The organism is Actinomadura sp. RB99 (assembly GCF_014706005.1).
Lineage (GTDB): Bacteria > Actinomycetota > Actinomycetes > Streptosporangiales > Streptosporangiaceae > Spirillospora.
In genome coordinates this window covers 1-20,383 of sequence record NZ_JABMCA010000023.1, presented here as the reverse complement: position 1 = coordinate 20,383, position 20,383 = coordinate 1, and the positions used below count along the sequence as shown (strand labels likewise).

Here is a 20,383-nt window from a genome sequence, read left to right as displayed (position 1 = left end):
CCCCTCCGGTCGAAAGCGCTTTCCTTCGGAATGGCGGCGAACGTGGGAACGGTCCACCGGAAATCGGGTCCGCCATCCGCCTCTCACCTGCGGTTTTTTCCGCCATACTGGCGAACCGTGGTTTGGCAGCATCCGACAACAGACCCCTGACGGCAATCCGCTGGAAAACGGTGTGCTTTATGGTCTTCCTGGTGAATTCTTAGGGACTTCGACCACACCGTCTCTCGCGATCAGCGGCGCGGGTTCGGGCCAGGGGGGAAACCTATGACCTGGGACGTCCGCATGCGCAACAACATGTTCCGCCGGCTGCCGGTGGAGCAGGCGACCGGCCGGCTGTACGGCGGCCGGCACCGGCTCCGCGTCGTGTACCGGACCCGGGACCTGATCGTGCTCGGGCTCGGCGTGATGATCGGCTCCGGCATCTTCAAGATCTCCGGAGAGCAGGCCGCGGCCACCGCCGGCCCGTCGGTGATCGTCTCCTTCCTGATCGCCGGCGGCGTCTGCTTCCTCGCCGCGCTCTCCTACGCGGAGCTGTCCTCGATCGTCCCGGTCGCGGGCAGCGCCTACTCCTTCAGCTACGTCGCGTTCGGCGAGATCTGGGCGTGGGTGGTCGGCTGGGCGCTGGTGCTGGAGCTGCTGCTCGCCGCGTCGGTCGTGGCGCGGGCCTGGTCGCTGTACGCCGCGCAGGCCCTCGCCGACTTCGCGGTGCCCGTGCCGTCCTGGCTCGCCGGGATCATCGGGCAGGAGAAGGGCTTCGACCTGTTCGCGTTCGGGATCCTGGTGCTGCTGATCGCCATGCTGGCCACCGGCAGCCGGATGAGCCTGCGCAGCCTGTGGTTCATGGTGATGGCCAAGCTGATCGTGATCGGGCTGGTCGTCGCGACCGGGCTGAAGTTCTTCCACGCCGGCAACCTCACCCCGTTCGTGCCGCCCGCGCGGCCCGCGCCCGCCGGCGCCACGACCGTGCTGGACGCGGTGCTCGGCGCGGTCACCGGCAGCAAGCCGGAGGTGTTCGGGATCTGGGGGGTCTTCGCCGCCGCGCCCGCGATCGCGTTCGCCTACATCGGCTTCGACCTGATCGCGACCGCGTCCGAGGAGACCGACGACGCGCCCCGCAAGGTGCCGCGCGGCATGCTGACCAGCCTCGCGATCGCCGTCGTGCTGTACGTCGCGGTCGCCGTCGCGATGGTCGGCATGGTCTCCACCGACCGGCTCGACCCCGCCAAGCCGCTGCTGGCGACCGCGTTCGGCCTCGTCGGCGCGGACTCCATGGGCAAGATCATCGACATCGGGGCGGTGCTGGCGCTGACCACCGTGATCCTGGTGGTGCTGATCAGCCTGACCCGGGTGGTGTTCTCCATGTCCCGGGACGGCCTGCTGCCCCGCCCGATCGCCGGGATGAGCCGGTTCCGGGTGCCGTCGCGGGCCACGCTGGTCGCGGGCGGCGCGGCGGTCGTGATGTCGCAGAGCGTCAACGTGCTGACGCTGGAGCAGATGGTCGTGATCGGGACGCTGTTCGCGTTCCTGTTCGTCTCGGCGGGCGTGCTGGCGCTGCGCCGCGACCGCCCCGACCTGCACCGCCCGTTCCGCGTCCCGGCGGCGCCGGTGACCGCGGTCGCGACGATCCTCGCGACCGGCTGGCTGATGCTGAACCTGAAGGTGCAGACGTGGGGGTACTTCACCGTCTGGATGGCCGCGGGGATCGTGATCTACCTCGTGTACGGCCGCCGCAAGAGCCAGATGAAGCTGCTGCTGGACGCGCCGCCCGGGCGCCCGGCCGCCGCGCGGACGGACGCGCCGCCGCCCGGCGTGGCGCCCCTTGACGTGTCCTTCGCCGGGCCGCCCGCCGGGCCGTCCGCCGGTCCCGCGCCCGGCGGCGGGTTCCCGGCGCCGCCCTTCGATCCGTACCGGGCCGGTCCGCGGCCGCACGTCCCCGCGCCGGAGAGCCCCTACCCGACCGGCCGGTACTCGGTGGGACGCAGGCCGATCGGCCAGAACGCCGCCGACCCCTACGAGCGTGAGCCGTACGCGCGGGGCGGCGGCCCCGGCCCGGGGCGGCCTGCACGGGAGGACGCGGCGGACGGGCCGGCCGATCCGTACGCCCTCGACCCCGGGGTGCCGGACCCCTTCGCGTCCGGGCCGCATGAGGAGCCGCCCTACCCGGGCGGTCGCCACCGCCGCTGACGAACACCCGAACGCCCTGAGCGCCGTCTCCCCAGGTGGGAGGCGGCGCTCTGCGCTCGCGCCGGGAACGGGGTGGACAGACCGCCGCACCCCGGGTTATGTTCTTCTCATACCGAGATGAACTCACTCTGAGACTTACTCAGTTCGAGACCATGGAGAGGCCCGGATGTCCCCGGAACCGATGCGCGACGAGAGCGAGTTCCTCGCGAGCTACGACCCGCGCGCCTACGACCCCGTCGCCGTGACCGTGGACGTCGTCGCCCTCACCATCCGGGACGGCGCGCTGCACGTCCTGCTCGTGCGCCGCGGCGGCGCGCCGTTCGCGGGCATGTGGGCGCTGCCCGGCGGTTTCGTCCACGCGGGCGGCCGGCGCGAGGCCGAGGACCTGCCGGACGCCGCCGTCCGCGAGCTGGCCGAGGAGACCGGCCTCAGCGGGAAGGACGGCGCGCTCGGGCGCGTCCACCTGGAGCAGCTCGGCACCTACGGCGCCCCCGGCCGCGACCCGCGCATGCGGATCATCTCCGTCGCCTACCTGGCGTTCGCGCCCGAGCTCCCCGACCCCGAGGCGGGCGGCGACGCCGCCGACGCCGCCTGGGTCCCGGTCGGCGCGCTCGGCCTGACCGAGTCCGGCGACCAGCGGCCCGGCACCACCCGGCGGCTCGCGTTCGACCACGCGCGGATCCTCTCCGACGGCCTTGAGCGGGCCCGCGGCAAGCTCGAGTACACCCCGCTCGCCACGGCGTTCTGCGGCGCCGAGTTCACGATCCCCGAGCTGCGCGCCGTCTACGAGGCGGTCTGGGGCGAGGAGCTGCACGCCGGGAACTTCCACCGGAAGGTGCTGTCGGTGCCCGGCTTCGTGGAGAGCACCGGCGCCACGTCCGACAGGGGCGGCCGGCGCGGCGGCCCCCGGCCCCGCCTCTACCGCGCGGGCGACGCCCGCCTCCTGCACCCCGCACTGCTGCGGCCCGGCCGCGAGGAAGAGATCAGGTGATGCCCTCATGAGCAGACACAGCGGGAGCCCCGGCGACCTCGGCGAGGCGCTGGCCCGGCTCGACCGCGCCCGCGTCCCCGCCGACCTGTTCGGCGACGACGACGCCGAGGCGGCGCGCCGCTACCGGCGGCTCGTCCGGCTCGTCCACCCGGACGCGACCGGCGGCCGCACCCGCGACGCGTTCGTCCGGCTGAACGCGCTGTGGCGGACCTACAACCGGTCCGACCCGTCCGTCCTCACCACCCGCCGGCACTCCTACCGCATCGCGGGCGATCCCGTCTCCGGCGACCTCGCCGAGCTCTACCGGGCCGGGACGGACACCCGGCCGGGCGAGGTGCTGCTGAAGATGCCGCGCGACCCCCGCGACGGCGACCTGCTGGAACGCGAGGCCGTCGCGCTGCGCCAGCTCCCCAAGGACGGGGACGGGCGCTTCCTGCCGTACGTGCCGTACCTCGTCGAGTCGTTCCGCCACAAGGACGCGGCGACGGGGACGCAGCGGCAGGCGAACGCGGTCGCCGCGCTCGACGGCTTCCGCACCCTGGCCGAGGTCAAGGCCGCCTTCCCCGGCGGCGTCGACCCGCGCGACGCCGCGTGGATGTGGCGGCGGCTGCTGGTCGGGCTGGGGTTCGCGCACCGCGCGGGCGTGCTGCACGGCGCGGTGCTGCCCGACCACGTCATGATCCACCCGGAGGAGCACGGGCTGGTCCTGGTCGACTGGTGCTACTCCGTGCCCGGCTGCTACTCCTACGCCGACGCGTCCGGGCGCGTCCCCGCCCTGGTGGAGCGGTACCGCGACTGGTACCCGCCGGAGGTTCCGGCGCGGCGGCCCGCCAGCGAGGCCACCGACCTCTACATGGCCACCCGGTGCATGACCGACCTGATGGGCGAGCGGGCGCCCAAGGCGATGCGCATGTTCGCGCGCGGCTGCCTGCTGTCCGCGCAGAACCGCCGCCCCCGCGACGCCTGGCGGCTGCTGGGCGAACTCGACGAGCTGCTCGAACGGCTCTACGGCCCGCGGCGGTTCCGCCCCTTCCACCTGCCCGTCGCCCCCTGAAGGAGAAGACCCATGGGAAGCGGAAACTGGTCCACCGACGTCTACGCGGCGCGCGCGAGCTACCGCGCGTCCACCGGCTCCAGCGCGTTCGCCTACAGCGACGGCGGCGCCACCACCACCCACCCCGACCTCGACCCGAAGGGCGTGGCGCTCCGGGAGAGCCGCGACTCCGACGACCACCCCGAGTCGCTGGCGATCGGCGTCCTGTTCGACGTCACCGGCTCGATGGGCGGCGTGCCGCGCACCCTGCAGACCAAGCTGCCCGACCTGCTCGGCCTGCTGCTGCGCAAGGGCTACGTCGAGCACCCGCACATCCTGTTCGGCGCGGTCGGCGACGCGACCTGCGACCGGGCGCCGCTGCAGATCGGCCAGTTCGAGGCCGACAACCGGATGGACGACGACCTCGGCAAGATCCTCTTGGAGGGCGGGGGCGGCGGCCAGATGCGCGAGTCGTACGAGCTGGCCATGTACTTCATGGCGCGGCACACCTCGATCGACTGCTTCGAGAAGCGCGGCAAGCGCGGCTACCTGTTCATGATCGGCGACGAGCTGGCGTACCCGAAGATCAAGCGGCGGGAGGTCGCCAAGGTCATCGGCGACGACCTGGAGCGCGACCTGCCGATCGAGGACGTGCTGCGCGAGCTCCAGCGGATGTACGAGGTGTACTTCATCATCCCCGAGGGCGCCTACCACTCCGGCAGCCGCGAGATGAAGGACTTCTGGCAGGGGCTGCTCGGCCAGCACGTCCTCTACCTCGACGACCTCGACGCCGTCTGCGAGACGATCGCGCTGACCGTCGGGCTCGCCGAGGACGCCATCGACCTGGACGAGGGCCTGGGGCACCTGGCCGAGGCCGGCTCGGACGCGGGCGCGTCGGTGTCGCGGGCGCTGGCCCGGCTGGACGCGTCCCGCGCGCCGGTCGCGGTGTCGGCGACGCCGCCCGGCCTGGACGCCTCCGGGCCGTCCGGGACGACGCGGCTCTGAGGCCCACACGGAAGAGGAGGGCACGGGAGAGGAGGGCACCGCGATGGGGCACGTCATCGTCGTCGACCTCGGGTTCGGGGACGCGGGCAAGGGCACGGTCGTCGACCACCTCTGCCGCACGTCCCCGGTGACGGCGGTCGTCCGGTTCAACGGCGGCGCGCAGGCGGCGCACAACGTCGTCGCCGGCGACGGCCGGCACCACACGTTCGCCCAGTTCGGCTCGGGGACGTTCACGCCGGGCGTCAGGACGCACCTGTCGCGGTTCATGCTCGTCGACCCGCTCGCGCTCGCCGCCGAGGCCGACCACCTGCGGCGGCTCGGCGTGGGCGACGCGCTGGACCGGCTCACCGTGGACCGGGACGCGCTGCTCACCACGCCGTACCACCGGGCCGCCAACCGCGCGCGCGAGCGGGCGCGCGGCGCGGCCCGGCACGGGTCGTGCGGCATGGGCATCGGCGAGACCGCGTCCTACGCCCTCGCGCACGACGACGCGCCGCGCGCGGGCGACTGCCTGTCACCCGCCCGGCTGCGCCGCCGGCTCGCCGCCGTGCACGGCTGGTACCGGGCGTCGTTCCCGTCCGGCGAGGACGTCCCGGACGTCGCCGCCTGCGCGGACGCGTTCATCGCGTTCGCCGAGCGGGTGCGGATCGTCGGCGGCGGCCACCTGCACGGCCTGCTCCGGTCCGGCGACGTGGTGTTCGAGGGCGCGCAGGGCGTGCTGCTCGACGAGCGGCACGGCTTCCACCCGTACACGACCTGGTCGACCACGACCTTCGCCAACGCCGAGACGCTGCTGGACGAGGCGGGCGCGTCGGCGGCCCGCCTCGGCGTCCTGCGGACGTACGCGACGCGCCACGGCCCGGGGCCGTTCGTCACCGAGGACGCGGCGCTGATCGCCGCCCTCCCCGAGCCGCACAACGGCACGGGCCCCTGGCAGGGCGCCTTCCGCGCCGGCCACCTCGACGCCGTCGCGCTCCGGTACGCGCTGGAGGCCGCCGGCGGCGCGGACGGCCTGGCGGTCACGCATCTGGACGTCGCGGGGGCGCGTCCCGACCTGCGCGTCTGCCACGCCTACGCGACGCCGGACGGGCGGCTGGACCGGCTGCCGGCGGGCGGGGGCGGCCTGGACCGCCAGGCCGCCCTCACCCGCCGGCTGGCGTCGGCGCGGCCGGTCTACGCGCCGCTGGGCCGTCCGGTCGCGACGATCGAGGACGCGCTCGGCGTCCCGGTCGTCCTCACCTCGCACGGCCCGTCGGCCGCGGACAAGCGCCCCACCGGTCAGCCGTTCTCGCGGAACCCGGGCACCTTGCGCAGGACCGCGTAGAGCAGCGCCGCCAGGACGAACCCGACCGCGAACGTGATGTCGCCGAACGACGGGTGGTGGCTCGGCACGATCCCGACGTACTTCTCCTGGTTGGAGAACAGCCACACCGACACCACCACGGCGACCGCCATCGCCGTCGGCCCGGCCCAGTTGCGGCGCCCGGCGTCGAACACCATGGCGTCCACCCGCGCGTCCGCGTCCCGCACCGACCAGACCCCGCGCCGCAGCACCAGGTCGGCCAGCACCACGCCGAGCCAGGGCCCGATCCAGTACGCGATGACCAGCAGGAACGCCTCGTAGTCGTGGCCGGCGTCGTCCAGCCCGAAGTAAGCGACGACGAGCCCGACCGCGCCGAACGCCCCGGCGACCAGCGCGCGCTGCAGCCGCGCCGGCAGCGGCAGCCGGATCCCCGTCGCGACGAACGACATGGACCCGGAGTAGATGTTGATCGCGTTGGCGCCGACCGCGCCGATCGCGATGACCAGCAGGGTGAGGTTCGCGACGAGGGAGGGCAGGTGCCCGGTGAACGCGCCGGTCGGGTCGGCGAGCGCCGCGCCGCCGAGCGTCGCCGACGCCGCGCCGACGATCTGCAGGACGGTGCAGCCGGCGAAGACGCCGAGCGCGGCCCACAGGCCCGCGGCGCGCGGGCTCGTCGTGGCCGGCAGGTAGCGGGTGTAGTCGGCGGCATAGGGGTTCCAGCCCGCCGCGTACCCGAAGCTCGCGCCGACCACGATGAGGAACGCGCCGATCCCGCCCGCCCCGGCCCCGGCCGGTGCGGGCGCGCCGAAGTCCGCCTTCGCGAGGATGATCACGGACGCGATGCCGAACACCACCGCCAGCACCGGGAACGCGTACCGCTCGTAGGCGTGCACGAGGTTGTGCCCGAAGAACGCGACCCCCGCCTGCAGCGCGACCACGATCGCCAGGCACAGCGGCTTCGGCATGCCGGTCAGCGTGTTGAGCGCCAGCGACCCGCTGACGCTGTTCACCGCGAACCAGCCGACGCCGCCCGCCACCGAGTTGATCGCGGACGGCAGCATGTTGCCGCGGTGCCCGAACGGCACCCGGCCGAGCACCATCTCCGGCACCCCGTAGCGGGGGCCGCGCGCCGACAGGACCGCGTGGGTCGCCGAGCCGAGCAGCGTGCCCACCACGATCGCGCCGGTGGCCTGCCAGAACGTCAGCCCGAACGCGGCGACCGCGAGCACGCCGAGGAACACCGTCGCGAACTCCAGGTTCGGCGACGTCCACGTCCACAGCAGGTCGAGCGGCCGGCCGTGCCGCTGGTCGAGGGGGATGAAGCCGGCGCCGCCCGGCTCGACCGCGGCGACCCGCGCGCCGTAGTCGCCTTCGCGGACGTCCACGCCCGCGGGCGCGCCTTCCTGGATCTCCGTCACGGGGGGACCTTTCAGCGTGTTCAGGCGAGGGTGATGGCGTCGAGGCGTTCGAGGAGGAAGTCGTGCGCGCGCACGGTCGCGCCGCCGGCGGCGCGGCCGACGGGCGGGCCGAGCGGCTCGACGCGGGTGTCCGGGTCGCACTCGTAGAAGAAGATCAGCGACACGAGCTCCTCGTCCGGGGCGCTCGGGTCGGGCGGCAGGACGCGGTGCCGGTTGGACGTCCAGCGGCCGCCGGTCCAGTGGGCGAGCAGATCGCCGACGTTGATGGTGAAGGAGTCCTCGACCCACGGGGCGTCCACCCAGCCGGCCTCCTCGGAGTGCACCTGGAGGCCGCCCACCCCGTCCTGCCGGTCCAGGACCGTGAGGGTGCCGAAGTCGGTGTGCGGGCCGATCCGGAACTGGCCGGGCTCCGGCTCCCCGAGCTGCGACAGCGGCGGGTAGCGGTTGATGTTCAGCGTGAAGGACGGGTTCAGGGCGTGCGCCGTGAAGAAGCCCGACGGCAGACCGAGCGCGACCGCGCACAGCGCGAGCAGGTCGTCCGACAGCCGCTTCATCCGGGCCAGGTAGCGCGTCAGCAGCGCCTCCAGCTCCGGCACCTCGCCCGGCCACACGTTCGGCAGGAACCACTCGGCGTCGAAGAACGGGTCGCCGGTCGGGCGGTCCGCGCCGACCGCGAACGTCTCCTTCAGGTCCGGCGGCGTCGCGGTGCCCTCGGCGTACCCGTTGGCCTCGACGCCGGGCGGCAGCCAGCCGCGCTCCCCCACGGTCGCCGCGTACCGCTGCTTGACCTCCCGCGGCAGCGCGAAGAACCGCTTGGCGGCGGCGCGGATCGCGTCCCGGTCCGCGGCGGGCACCCCGTGCCCGGTGACCACCAGGAAGCCGATCTCGCTCAGCGCGGCGTCGACCCGCGCGGCGACGTCGGCGCGGTCGCGCTCACCGCCGTGGAACCAGGGGGTGAGGTCGATGATCGGGACGGCTTTCATGGAACGGTCCTTTCCGGGTGGGTGCGGCGCTGCGCTCACTATCGCTGGCGATCAAGGCCGAATCACCCCTCGAAACGGAGATGAAACCGTCACTTCGGAAGATTTAACGTCGTCGGAACATCCGGGGGCCGATGGCCCTCCGGGCCGTCTCCGGATGACCGGCATCGGCCGACGGCCGCCGCCCATCGACCCGGGGCCGCGGTGAGACCAAGATCTCCCCGAACGCCGCGGACCTCCCGGAGGTGGACGATGCGTGCCCGGCCCATGCGTGCCCTGTCCCTGCGCGCCCTCGCTTCGGGCGCGGCCCTGGTCCTGTCCGCGGCCCTGCTCGCCGTGACACCGGCGTCCGCCGACACCGCCCCCGCGGGCGGCGACGGCTGCGACCCGATCGACCCGGCGTCGTGCCTGCTGCCGTTCCCGAGCAACTGGTACACCAAGCCCGACCCGCGCACACCGACCGGCGTGCGGATCGACATGCGGACCACGCTGAAGAACGCGCTCGGCCTGCCCGTGTCGCCCGACGCGTGGAACCGCGCGGACGGCTTCTCCCCCGGGTCCGAGCTGCTCACCCGTGTCCCCGGCGTCGACCTGGCGCGCACCGGCGCCGCCCCCGTCACCGACATCGGCGCGTCGCTGAAGCCGGACGCGCCGATCGTCATCGTCGACACCGCGACCGGGCAGCGCTGGCCGTACTGGGCCGAGCTCGACGCCAACGCCCCCGACGACCGCAGGGCGCTGATCGTCCGGCCCGCGAAGAACCTCGTCGAGGGCCACCGCTACGCCGTCGCGCTGCGGAACCTTCGCGACGCGTCCGGGAACCCCATCCCGCCGAACGCGGCGTTCGCCAAGATCCTCGGCCCGGCGCTGCCGTCCACGGACCCGCTGTACGCGCGGCAGAAGGCCGAGAAGAAGGTGCTCGCGGACCTCGCCGCGCGCGGCGTGAAACGCGACGGCCTGTACCTGGCCTGGGACTTCACCGTCGCCAGCGCGCGGAGCATCGCCGGGCCGATGCTGCACATCCGCGACGACGCGCTCCGCGGGCTCGGCGACCGGTCGCCGTCGTTCCTGGTGACGCAGGTGACGAACAACGTCGACGACAAGATCGCGCGCGAGGTCAAGGGCGTCGTGTGGGCGCCGAGCTACCTCGACCAGTACGGCGGGCTCCCCGGCTCGGCGTTCCACTACGGCGAGGACGGCCTCCCGTCCCGGCTGCCCGGCAACAGCCAGGCCGTCCCGTTCCAGTGCGAGATCCCGAAGGCCGCGTTCGGCAAGCCCGCGAACCCCGCCCTCTACGGGCACGGGCTGCTCGGCGGCGAGGACGAGGTGGGCGCCGGGAACGTCAAGGCGATGGCCGCCGAGCACGACTTCGCGTTCTGCGCGACGAAGTGGATCGGCATGTCCGAGGAGGACGTCCCGAACGTCGTCTCCGCGCTCGCCGACATCAGCCGGTTCCGCACCGTCGCCGACCGGCTCCAGCAGGGCATGCTGAACTTCGTCTTCCTCGGCCGCGCGATGACCCGCGGCTTCGCCGGCGACAAGGCGTTCCAGGACGACTCCGGCAGGCCGCTGATCGCGCCGGGCGCCCCGCTCACCTACGACGGCAACAGCCAGGGCGGGATCATGGGCGGCGCGCTCACCGCCGTCTCCCCCGACCTGCGCCGCTCCGTCCTCGGCGTCCCCGCGATGAACTACAGCACGCTGCTCAACCGCAGCGCCGACTTCCCCGAGTACGCCAAGGTCCTCGACCTGTTCTACCCCGACAAGCTCGACCAGCAGATCGGCCTCGCGCTGATCCAGATGCTGTGGGACCGCGGCGAGGCCGACGGGTACGCCTGGCACATGACCGACCACCCGTACCCGGGCACCCCGCGGCACCAGGTGCTGATGCACGTCGCGTTCGGCGACCACCAGGTCGCGACCGTCGCCGCCGAGGTCGAGGCCCGCACGATCGGCGCCCGGATCCACGCTCCGGCCGTCCGGCCCGGGCGCAGCCTCGACGTCGCCCCGTACTGGAACATCCCGACGTTCGGCGCGTCCACCGGCGGGTCGGCGATGGTCGTGTGGGACAGCGGCTCCCCCGCGCCGCCGACCACGAACACGCCGCCCACCGAGGGCCGCGACCCGCACTCCGACCCGCGCAACAACGCGGACGCGCGGCGGCAGAAGGCGATCTTCCTGACCACCGGGAGGACCGTCGACGTCTGCGGCGGCGGCCCCTGCGTGATCGCCCCCTGACGGGCGGCTGAGAGAATGGGAACATGCTCCAGGTATGCCCGAACGGGAGCCGGGCGCAGGGCGTCCCGGTCACACCGGACGAACTCGCGGCGGCCGTCCGCGCGTCCGTGGACGTCGGCGCGCAGGACGTCCACCTCCACCCGCGCGACGCCGCCGGCGCCGACACCATGGACCCCCGCCACGTCGCCGCCGCGCTCGCCGCGGTCCGCGAGGCCACGCCCGGCGTGCCCGTCGGCGTCACCACCGGCGCCTGGACCGCCGAGGACCCCGCCGAGCGCGCCGCGCTGATCCGGTCCTGGACCGTCCTGCCCGACCACGCCTCGGTCAACTTCCACGAGGACGGCGCCGAGCGCGTCGCCGAGACCCTCCTCGACCGCGGCGTCGGCGTCGAGGCCGGGATCTTCTCCGGCACCGAGGCCGCCGCGCGGTTCCTGCGCTGGCCGCGCGCCCGCGAGGTGCTGCGCGTCCTCGCCGAGGTCACCGACACCGACCCGGAGACCTCGACCGGCACCGCGAAGGACCTCCTGCACGCCCTCGGCACCGGCCACGGGCGGCCCGTGCTGCTGCACGGCGAGGACGGCGGCGCCTGGCCCGTCCTCCGCCTCGCCGTCCGGTTCAACCTCGACGTCCGTGTCGGCCTGGAGGACGTCCTCACTCTCCCGGACGGCACCGCCGCGGTCGACAACACCGCCCTCGTCCAGACCGCCGGGATGCTCCTCCAGGCATAACGGCCGGATCCGGCCCGACCGCCGGGGGGCGCGCGTGCGTATCCCTCAGCATGAACCGACGCCCCATCGCCGCCGCGGCCCTCGCCGCCGCGATGACGCTCACCGGCGCCTGCGAGTACACCGCCGCGGCCCGGACGGCCGGTCCCGCCGCCCCCGCCGCGAAGAGCCCCCGGGCCACCGGCTCGCCCACCGCCGCGCCGCGGACCACGGCACCGCCCCGCAGGTTCGACGAGGCCGGGTTCGACGAGGACCTCCGCACCGCCACCGCGATCACCGACGGCTACTGGCGCCGGCACTGGACGCGGTTCTTCACCGGCTCCTACCGGTCCCCGCGCGTCGTCGGCCTCTACGACGGCGCCGACCCCGCGGCCACGCCCACCTGCGGCGGCGAACCCCTCGAACGCGACAACGCCGAGTACTGCCCCGCCGGCGACTTCCTCGCGTGGGACGCGCACCTGATGCGGGCGGGCTACGCGAACGGCGACGCCTGGGTGTACCTCGTCGTCGCCCACGAATGGGGCCACGCCGTCCAGAACCGCCTGCAGCGCCGCCTCGTCTCCGCCGCCGCCGAGCTCCAGGCCGACTGCCTCGCCGGCGCCGTCCTCTACGGATCCGCCGCCGACGGCGACCTGACGTTCGAGGCCGGCGACGCGCGGGAGATCGTCGACTCGTTCCAAGTCATCGGCGACCGGACGCCTTGGACGAGGCCCGGCGACCACGGCACCGCCTCGCAGCGGCTGCAGAGCTTCTCCCGCGGCGGCGCCCGCGGCGTCCCCGCCTGCTTCACCTGACCGGACGGCACGGAACGAACAGGAACAGGCCGATCCGCCCCGACCGCTTGGCGACCGTCCGTGCCCGCGCGATGCTCTCCAGTGACCGGACCTGGCCCGATCCGCTGGGGGGCACCGTGAAGGACACCGCCGTCGCCATGGTCGTCATCGAGCACGAACGGCACACCACCGTCCTGCTGACCGGCGAGATGGACCAGGCGTCCGCTCCCGCCGTCCGGACCCGGCTCCTCGGCTTCGCCGCGCGCCCCATCGTCCTGGACATCGCCGGCGTCTCCTTCATCGACGCCGAAGGCATGCGCGCCGTCTCGCACTGCGCCCGCCGCTGCGAGGACAACGGCGCCGCCCTCGCCGTGGTCGGCGCCGGGCCCTTCGCCCGCCGCATGTTCCGGGTCCTCGGCCTCGACCGGCGCGTCCCGCTCTGCGCCTCCATGGACGAGGCCCTCTGGTGCGCCGTCCCCCGCAGCGACGACGAGATCGCCGCCTGGCTGGCCTAGCGGCGCCCGGCGACGCCGCCCGTCAGCCCTCGGACAGGTAGCGCTCGACGGACTCCACCTTCGCGTCCATCGCGCCCGTCACCCCCGGCCGCAGGTCCGCCTTCACCACCAGGCTCACCCGGGGCGCCCGCGCCGCCACCGCGTCCGTGGCGGCCTTCACCACCGCCATCACCTCGTCCCACTCCCCCTCCACCGTCGTGAACATCGCGTCGGTGCGGTTCGGCAGGCCGCTGGCCCGCACCACCCGCACCGCCTCCGCGACCAGTTCACCGACGTCCTCCCCCATCCCGAGCGGGGTCACCGAGAACGCAACGAGCACAACGCACCTCCTGGTCAGGGCTGCACGACCTGCCTGACCACGATCTCATCCAGCCGCCGCTCCACGATCACCCCCACCGGCCAGTCGCGCACCAGGCAGCGCAGCAGCGCCGCGTCGTGCTCGGCGAACGACGGATCGCACCCCTGCTGCTCCAGGCTGGAGCGGATCGCCTCCACGTAGTCCTCGTCGGTGAACCCCGGCACCTCCCGCACCATCGCCGTCGTCGTCGCACGGTGCGAGTTCAGCCCGGCGAACGAGCGGCCGCACCCGCAGCCGCCGTCCGGGTCGTCCCGGTCGCGGGCGCACACCACGCCGATGTGCACCAGTTCCCCCTCGACGCACCAGTCGAAGTCGTTGTCGCGCAAACCCTGGCTGGAGTTGGTGGCAGTGAGCAGCTTCAAGGCCATCCCCCCTCGGCGTCCGTGGACCAGCCCACCGTACGACGAGGGTCTGACGTAACGTCGGGAGCATGAGCGAAAGCACGGATGTCCTCGTCGAACGCGACGGCGCCTTCACCACCGTCACCATGAACCGCCCGCGCCGCCGCAACGCTCTGTCCCGCACGTTCCTCCTCCAGCTCACCGACGCGTTCACCGAGGTCGCCGGCACCGACGCCCGCGGCGTGATCCTCGCCGCCAACGGGCCCGTCTTCTCCGCCGGGCACGACTTCGCCGACATGGCCGGCGCGTCCCACGCCGACGTCCGCGACCTCCTGCGCGTCTGCACCGACCTCATGCGGACGATCCAGTCCGTCCCGCAGGTGGTGATCGCCCGCGTGCACGGCCTCGCCACCGCCGCCGGCTGCCAGCTCGTCGCGTCCTGCGACCTCGCCGTCGCCGCCGAGAGCGCCGCCTTCGCCGCCCCCGGCGGCAAGGGCGGCTGGTTCTGCCACACCCCCCTCGTCGCGATCTCCCGCAACGTCGGCCGCAAACGCGCCGCCGAGATGGCCCTCACCGGCGACACCATCGACGCCGCCACCGCCGCCGACTGGGGCCTCGTCAACTACGCCGTCCCCGACGACGACCTCGACAAGGCCACCGTCGCCCTCCTCCAGCGCGCCACCCAGGGCAGCCCGCGCAGCAAAGCCCTCGGAAAGCAGGCCATGTACGCCCAGCTCGACCGTCCCGAAGCCGACGCCTACGCCTACGCCGTCGAGGTCATGGCCGCCTCCAGCCAGACCCCCGAAGCCCAGGAGGGCATGCGCGCCTTCCTGGACAAGCGCCGCCCCACCTGGCCCGCCTGACCCCCGCCCCGACCGCTTCTCGCTGGCCCCCGCCGACGCCCCGCCGCTAAGATGGCACCCGGCACGCCCCCGACCGCAGCGTCACGACGGGGCGCCGCCCCCGGGGTGGTAGCTCAGCTGGTCAGAGCAGGAGACTCATAATCTCCCGGTCGCGGGTTCGAGTCCCGCCCGCCCTACGGTCGGGCTGTTCGTCGGCCTTTGGCCGCCTTCCCGTCGGCGTGGTGTCTTTCTGGGGGGCGACCCCCAGACCCCCGATGTGGGGGCTCCGCCCCCCACACCCCCTCCCGGTACCGGTCCGTGCGGAGCGCCGGTCAGCCGGTGGCGAGCGTCCCGCAAACACCCATGCTCGTCGGGCAGTGCGAGCACTGATCACGCCTGCCCGCACGGACGCGCCGCTTTTGCCGGACCACGCGGCGACCTGGGCCGTCGCGATCGCGAGCGAAGCCGGATTCGAGCGGAGCGAGAATCCGATCGCGCAGCGAGCCCCCAGGGCGAGTCGAAGCGATGCAGCGATCGCACGCATCGCCCGCCGAAGGAAGGCCGTCTAGCGGCCTGACGCCAAGGGCGATGCAGAAAAATTCGTGACCGGTCGGTAGGGTCCGCGTATGTCCAGACGATTCCTCGGTCTTGTCCCGTTGTCGTTCGTGCTGCTGGCCGGTGCGTGCGGGGGCGGCGGGTCCGACAAGCCGGCGCCGAAGGCGGACTTCGACGGGGCGCAGACGCTGAAGCGGTCGGCCGGCGCCATGGCGGACCTGAAGAGCGTCGCGTTCACGGTGGCGTCGGACGGCAAGACGCCGATCATGGTCAAGGGCGGCGACATGAAGCTGCTCCGGGACGGCGACGCGCAGGGGACGCTGACCCTGGAGCAGTCGGGCCAGAACGTCGAGGCGAAGGTCGTCGCGAAGGGCGACACGTTCTACCTGGACGCGGGGACGGGCGGCTGGCGGAAGCTGCCGAAGTCGATGGCGTCGGCGGTGTACGACCCGTCGGCGGTGCTCGACCCGAACCGGGGCATCGCCAAGCTGCTGGGCTCGCTGCAGGCGCCGAAGGCCGAGGCCGTGGAGAAGGTGGACGGCAAGGAGGCCTACCGGGTCGCGGCGACGCTGCCGCAGGACCAGGTCGGGGGGCTGATCCCGGGGATCGGCGACGATCTCGCCGGGCAGGTGTGGGTGAGCAAGGCCGACGGGCGGCTGCTGAAGGTGCGGGGCGCGTTCCCGAAGGGGCAGGGCGCCGTGGTGATCACGTTCACCGACTTCAACGCCCCCTACAAGATCAGCGCTCCGAAGTGACCGCGCGGCGCGGGATCGCGATCGGGGCCGGCGGCGCGGTGGTGCTGCTGGCCGCGCTGGACGCCTACGTCGTGACGACGATCCTGATGCCGGTGGTGAAGGACCTGGGCGTCCCGGTGAACCGGCTGGAGCGGATCACGCCGGTGCTCACCGGGTTCCTGCTCGGGTACGTGGCGGCGATGCCGCTGCTCGGGCAGTTGTCGGACCGGTTCGGGCGGCGGCCGCTGCTGCAGGCGTGCCTGGTGTTCTTCGCGGCCGGGTCGGTGGTGACGGCGCTGGCGCAGGACGTGCCGGTGCTGACGGCGGGGCGGGTCGTCCAGGGGGTGGCGGGCGGTGCGCTGCTGCCGGTGACGATGGCGCTGGCCGGGGACCTGTGGGACGAGCGGCGGCGTCCGGTGGTGCTGGGCGCGGTGGGCGCGGCGCAGGAGCTGGGGAGCGTGCTCGGGCCGCTGTACGGGGCGGGGATCGCGGCGGCGCTGGAGTGGCGCGCGATCTTCTGGATCAACGTGCCGCTGGCGGTGCTCGCGATCGTGGCGGTGCAGCTCACGGTGCCGGGCGGGCGGCCGGAGGGGCCGCGCCCTGGCGTGGACGTGGTGGGCGGGCTGCTGCTGGCGGCGGGCCTCGCCCTGCTGGTCGTGGGGGTCTACAACCCGGATCCGGAGAAGTCGGCGCTGCCGTCGTGGGGGCTGCCCGTGATGGCGGCGGGCGTCGTGGTGCTCGCGGTGTTCGTGCTGTGGGAGGTCAGGGCCCGGACGAGGCTGCTGGACCTCGGCGGTGTGCGGCGCGGGCCGCTGCTGGCGACGCTGGGCGTGAGCTTCCTGTCGGGGGCGGCGCTGATGGTGACGCTGGTGGACGTGGTGCTGGTCGCGCAGACCGTCCTGAACAACGACGAGACCGAGGGCGCGCTGCTGCTGACGCGGTTCCTGGTGGCGCTGCCGGTCGCGGCGGTGGCGGGCGGGGTCGTCGCGCGGCGCGCCGGCGAGCGGTGGCCGATGGCGGCGGGGATGCTCGTCTCCGCGGTCGGTTACGTGCTGATCGCGGGGTGGCCTGCGGACCTGGCGCACGCGTCGTACGGGCCGCTGCCGCGGATGGACGTCGACCTCGTGGTGACGGGGCTCGGGCTGGGCCTGGTGATCGCCCCGGTGTCGTCGGCGGTGCTGGCGTTCGTGCCGCCGGCGCGGCACGGGGTGGCGTCGGCGGCCGTGGTGGTCGCGCGGATGATGGGGATGCTGCTGGGGATCTCGGCGCTGTCGGCGTGGGGCTTCCACCGGTTCCACGTGCTGACGGCGCATCTGCAGCCGCCGCTGCCGTTCCTGATGTCGAAGGCGGAGTTCGCGAAGGAGATGACCGTGTACAAGGCGGCGGTGCGGGACGCGCTGCGGGCGGAGTACCGGGAGATCTTCTGGATCACGGCGGGGATGTGCGTGCTGGGCGCCGTGCTGGCGCTGATGGCGGGGGCGCGGCGGGACGGCGCGGAGCCCGCGGCGGAGCCGGCGGAGAGCCTGGCCACCCGCTGACCTCGCGGTTCGCCCGGGACGCAAGAGCCGGAGAAGAAATGGCCGGATCCGGCCATGCTCGGCTGCCACATCGCTCACACCGGGCGCGTTGATCCCGTGGTTCGCGCGGCGCCTGGTTAGCGTGACTTGCTCCGCCGCCCGCGCCCCGGCGGCCCGGCCGGTGGCGCTTCCCCCCCGACCCCGCGGAACCGCGGCAGAAAGACGGTGAGCCCGTGCATCGGATGAGCGGACTGGACGCCAGCTTCTACCTCCTGGAGGACGAGAACACGCCCCTGCACGTCGCGTCGGTGGTCGTCTTCGAGGGGCCCGCGCCCTCGTACGGCGACGTGGTCAGGACGATCGCCGCGAAGCTGCCCCTCGTTCCCCGGTACCGGCAGCGCGTGCGGGGCGTCCCCCTGCACCTCGGACGGCCCGTCTGGGTGGACGATCCGCATTTCAACATCCTGTACCACGTCCGGCACACCGCCCTCCCGGCGCCGGGCAACGACGAGCAGCTGCGCAACCTGTCCGGCCGGGTCCTCGCGCAGCGCCTCGACCCGGCGAAGCCGCTGTGGGAGATCTGGCTGGTCGAGGGCCTGACCGGCGGGCGCTGGGCGATGATCGCGAAGGTGCATCACTGCATGGTGGACGGCATCGCCGGCATGGACCTCGCGACCGTGCTGTTCGACCTGTCCCCCGAGTTCGAGCAGCCCCGCGAGACCGAGCCGTGGGAGCCGGACGCCGAGCCGTCCGACCTGGCGCTGCTGGCGGACGCCGCGCGCCGCACCGTCACCCGCCCGCTGCGCCAGCTCACGGACGTGGCGCGCAGCGCGGGCGCGGTCCGGGAGGCGCACCGGCTGCGCGAGTTCGCGTCCGGCCTGACCCGCGCGACCGCCCGGTTCGCCAGCCCGTCGGCGGGCTGCCTGAACGGGCCGATCGGCCCGCACCGGCGCTGGTGCTGGCAGCGGGTGCCGCTGGACGAGGTGAAGGCGGCGCGCAAGGCGCTCGGCGGGACGGTCAACGACATCGTGCTGACCGCGGTGTCCGCCGGGTACCGCGACCTGCTGAACGCGCGCGGGCGGCTGGAGGACGACACCGTCGTGCGGACGGCGGTGCCGGTGTCGCACCGCGGCGCCGACGAGCGCGGCGAGCTGAACAACCGGGTCGCGGCCGTGTTCGTGAACCTGCCGGTGGGCGTGGAGGACCCGCTCGAGCGGCTGCGCCGCGTCCGCGAGCAGACTGACGACGTCAAGCGCAGCAACCAGGCCGCCGGGACGCAGGCGATCACCCGGCTCACCGACACGGCCGTGGCGCCGGCGCTGCTGTCGCTGGCCGCGCGGATCCCGGTGCGGCTGCGCCAGGACATCGTGCAGACGGTCACGACGAACGTGCCGGGCCCCGACTTCCCGCTGTACGTGATGGGGCGCCGCGTCCTGGAGATGCACCCGTACGTGCCGCTGACCGGCGGCATCCGGGTCGCGACCGCGATCGTGTCGTACTGCGGGACGCTCCATTTCGGGATCACCGGCGACTTCGACGCGATGCCGGACCTGGACGTGCTGGCGAAGGGCGTGCAGGCCGGGCTGGACGAGCTGGTGCGGGCGGCGGACGGCGCCCGTCCCGCCGCGCCGCGAACCCCCTGAGGAACCGCGGGCGGGCCCGTCGATGCGGTGACCGGATCAGGCCACCGCATCGACGTGCCGGGCCCCACCTGGGAAAGGATTCGGTCACCGATCATGTGCCGATCTTCGAACTCGGGAATATCCTGGGGAATGAGGGTCCAGGACCCCCTGCCGGGTGGGCACGCCCCGGGGAGGTGACGCAGATGCGCGGGTCCCGCGCCGGACGTGGCGGCGGACCGGCCGTCAGGCTGCGCCGCAGGCTCGGCCTGGAGCACAACGAGCTGCGCAGGCACATCGACCGCGTGCAGCGGACGATCGCACTGGGGCTGCTCCTGCTGATGCTCGCGGTGGCGCCGCCGCTGGCGTTCTGGGCCGGAACGTGGTCGTACCACGCCGGCGGCGCCGCCGAGCGCGCCGAGCGGGCGCAGCGGCACCAGGTGGTCGCCACCGTCGTCTCGACGGGCGGCATCGGCTCCTCGGGCGACCGCTACATCCACGAGACCGTGCAGGCGACCTGGCCCGGCGCCGGCGGCGCGACCCGCACCGGGACGCTGCCGAGCTGGAAGAACGCGAAGGTCGGCGCGCACCGGACGATCTGGATCGACGCCAAGGGCGATCCGACGGTCCGCCCGCGCCCGCACAGCCGGACGGTCACCGACGCGGCCTACGCCTCGACGGCCGCGGTCCTCGGCGTGGCGATGCCGATCCTGCTGGCGTACCTGCTGGTCCGCCGCCGCTGCGACCGCCGCCGCGACGAGATGTGGGAGGCCGACTGGGCCCGCATGGACGCGGCCGGCCAGCGGTGAGGACCGGCTAGTTGTTCTGTCCCGTGAGGTTGGGGACGCGGCTGGCGGGTGGTTGGCCGCCGAGTGCGGTGTGGCCGCGGTGGTGATTGTAGGTGTGCAGCCATTGCGGGAGTGCTCGGCGGCGTTCGGTCTCGCTGGTGTAGGGCTGGTTGTAGGCCCATTCGTCGAGCAGGGTGCGGTTGTAGCGTTCGACCTTGCCGTTGGTCTGGGGCCGGTAGGGGCGGGTGCGTTTGTGGGTGATGCCGGCTTGGGTGAGGGTGTCGCGCCACAGGTGTGAGCGGTAGCAGGCGCCGTTGTCGGTCAGGACGCGGGTCACGGTGATCCCGGCGGTGGTGAAGAACGCCTGCGCGCGCTGCCAGAACGCGGTGGCGGTTTCCTTGGTCTCGTCGGGGAGGATTTCGGTGTAGGCCAGGCGGGAGTGGTCGTCGACGGCGTTGTGCAGG

The 20,383-nt window shown here is 73.7% G+C and carries 19 protein-coding genes and 1 tRNA gene; 15 read left to right on the top strand and 5 right to left on the bottom strand.

What is annotated here, in order from left to right; genetic code table 11:
• The first annotated feature begins 264 nt into the window (after window positions 1-264).
• The 5 genes from amrb99_RS21335 (at window position 265) to amrb99_RS21315 (ending at window position 6,537) form a co-directional block, all read left to right on the top strand.
• Entirely contained in the window at window positions 265-2,184 is a 1,920-nt protein-coding gene (locus tag amrb99_RS21335; RefSeq protein WP_241755762.1) for an amino acid permease, read from the top strand.
• Between the two features lie 166 nt (window positions 2,185-2,350).
• A complete protein-coding gene (locus tag amrb99_RS21330) occupies window positions 2,351-3,175 on the top strand; it encodes an NUDIX hydrolase (protein WP_206700043.1) in 825 nt (274 codons plus the stop codon).
• A gap of 7 nt (window positions 3,176-3,182) precedes the next feature.
• Window positions 3,183-4,229 carry a molecular chaperone DnaJ gene (locus amrb99_RS21325; protein WP_190858656.1) on the top strand — a complete coding sequence of 349 codons (1,047 nt, stop codon included), beginning with the start codon at window positions 3,183-3,185 and terminating at the stop codon, window positions 4,227-4,229.
• A gap of 12 nt (window positions 4,230-4,241) precedes the next feature.
• Window positions 4,242-5,213 carry a hypothetical protein gene (locus tag amrb99_RS21320; protein WP_190858654.1) on the top strand — a complete coding sequence of 324 codons (972 nt, stop codon included), beginning with the start codon at window positions 4,242-4,244 and terminating at the stop codon, window positions 5,211-5,213.
• A gap of 43 nt (window positions 5,214-5,256) precedes the next feature.
• Window positions 5,257-6,537 (top strand): adenylosuccinate synthetase, encoded by a 1,281-nt coding sequence (locus tag amrb99_RS21315; RefSeq protein ID WP_190858652.1) that lies wholly within the window; start codon window positions 5,257-5,259, stop codon window positions 6,535-6,537.
• On the opposite strand, the gene amrb99_RS21310 is transcribed toward amrb99_RS21315, so the two are convergent.
• Window positions 6,492-7,934: a cytosine permease gene (locus tag amrb99_RS21310; RefSeq protein WP_190858650.1), complete on the bottom strand. Its 1,443-nt coding sequence runs from the start codon at window positions 7,932-7,934 to the stop codon at window positions 6,492-6,494. The genes amrb99_RS21315 and amrb99_RS21310 overlap by 46 nt on opposite strands.
• Before the next feature lie 20 nt (window positions 7,935-7,954).
• The gene (locus amrb99_RS21305) at window positions 7,955-8,917 is read right to left on the bottom strand and encodes an isopenicillin N synthase family oxygenase (protein ID WP_190858648.1); all 963 of its coding nucleotides are present in this window, start codon (window positions 8,915-8,917) and stop codon (window positions 7,955-7,957) included.
• A gap of 264 nt (window positions 8,918-9,181) precedes the next feature.
• Between amrb99_RS21305 and amrb99_RS21300 the strand changes: the two genes are divergently transcribed.
• The 4 genes from amrb99_RS21300 (at window position 9,182) to amrb99_RS21285 (ending at window position 13,165) form a co-directional block, all read left to right on the top strand.
• Window positions 9,182-11,152, top strand: a complete 1,971-nt coding sequence (locus amrb99_RS21300) for a hypothetical protein (protein WP_190858646.1) — start codon at window positions 9,182-9,184, stop codon at window positions 11,150-11,152.
• Between the two features lie 23 nt (window positions 11,153-11,175).
• Complete coding sequence (locus amrb99_RS21295; protein WP_190858644.1) at window positions 11,176-11,880, top strand: 3-keto-5-aminohexanoate cleavage protein; 705 nt, start codon at window positions 11,176-11,178, stop codon at window positions 11,878-11,880.
• A gap of 50 nt (window positions 11,881-11,930) precedes the next feature.
• Window positions 11,931-12,671 (top strand): neutral zinc metallopeptidase, encoded by a 741-nt coding sequence (locus tag amrb99_RS52530; protein WP_206700042.1) that lies wholly within the window; start codon window positions 11,931-11,933, stop codon window positions 12,669-12,671.
• Window positions 12,672-12,787: 116 nt separating this feature from the next.
• Window positions 12,788-13,165: an STAS domain-containing protein gene (locus amrb99_RS21285; RefSeq protein WP_190858642.1), complete on the top strand. Its 378-nt coding sequence runs from the start codon at window positions 12,788-12,790 to the stop codon at window positions 13,163-13,165.
• Between the two features lie 22 nt (window positions 13,166-13,187).
• Here the strand turns inward: amrb99_RS21285 and amrb99_RS21280 are convergent, their stop codons facing one another.
• Entirely contained in the window at window positions 13,188-13,484 is a 297-nt protein-coding gene (locus tag amrb99_RS21280; RefSeq protein ID WP_190858640.1) for an MTH1187 family thiamine-binding protein, read from the bottom strand.
• Between the two features lie 14 nt (window positions 13,485-13,498).
• Complete coding sequence (locus tag amrb99_RS21275) at window positions 13,499-13,891, bottom strand: hypothetical protein (RefSeq protein ID WP_190858638.1); 393 nt, start codon at window positions 13,889-13,891, stop codon at window positions 13,499-13,501.
• A gap of 62 nt (window positions 13,892-13,953) precedes the next feature.
• Between amrb99_RS21275 and amrb99_RS21270 the strand changes: the two genes are divergently transcribed.
• The 6 genes from amrb99_RS21270 to amrb99_RS21245 all read left to right on the top strand — a co-directional run bounded on the left by amrb99_RS21270 (window position 13,954) and on the right by amrb99_RS21245 (window position 19,940).
• Window positions 13,954-14,727, top strand: coding sequence for an enoyl-CoA hydratase-related protein (locus tag amrb99_RS21270; protein ID WP_190858636.1), 774 nt, complete (start codon window positions 13,954-13,956; stop codon window positions 14,725-14,727).
• Window positions 14,728-14,829: 102 nt separating this feature from the next.
• Window positions 14,830-14,903, top strand: a tRNA-Ile gene (locus tag amrb99_RS21265).
• A gap of 429 nt (window positions 14,904-15,332) precedes the next feature.
• Window positions 15,333-16,016: an LppX_LprAFG lipoprotein gene (locus amrb99_RS21260; RefSeq protein ID WP_190858634.1), complete on the top strand. Its 684-nt coding sequence runs from the start codon at window positions 15,333-15,335 to the stop codon at window positions 16,014-16,016.
• Window positions 16,013-17,533 (top strand): MFS transporter, encoded by a 1,521-nt coding sequence (locus tag amrb99_RS21255; protein ID WP_190858628.1) that lies wholly within the window; start codon window positions 16,013-16,015, stop codon window positions 17,531-17,533. Before amrb99_RS21260 ends, amrb99_RS21255 begins: the two co-directional genes overlap by 4 nt.
• Before the next feature lie 221 nt (window positions 17,534-17,754).
• Complete coding sequence (locus amrb99_RS21250) at window positions 17,755-19,155, top strand: wax ester/triacylglycerol synthase family O-acyltransferase (RefSeq protein ID WP_190858627.1); 1,401 nt, start codon at window positions 17,755-17,757, stop codon at window positions 19,153-19,155.
• 182 nt (window positions 19,156-19,337) lie between these two features.
• Window positions 19,338-19,940 (top strand): hypothetical protein, encoded by a 603-nt coding sequence (locus amrb99_RS21245; protein ID WP_190858625.1) that lies wholly within the window; start codon window positions 19,338-19,340, stop codon window positions 19,938-19,940.
• Between the two features lie 7 nt (window positions 19,941-19,947).
• On the opposite strand, the gene amrb99_RS21240 is transcribed toward amrb99_RS21245, so the two are convergent.
• A partial coding sequence (locus tag amrb99_RS21240) for an integrase core domain-containing protein (protein ID WP_190858622.1) occupies window positions 19,948-20,383 on the bottom strand: 436 nt, incomplete at its 5' end.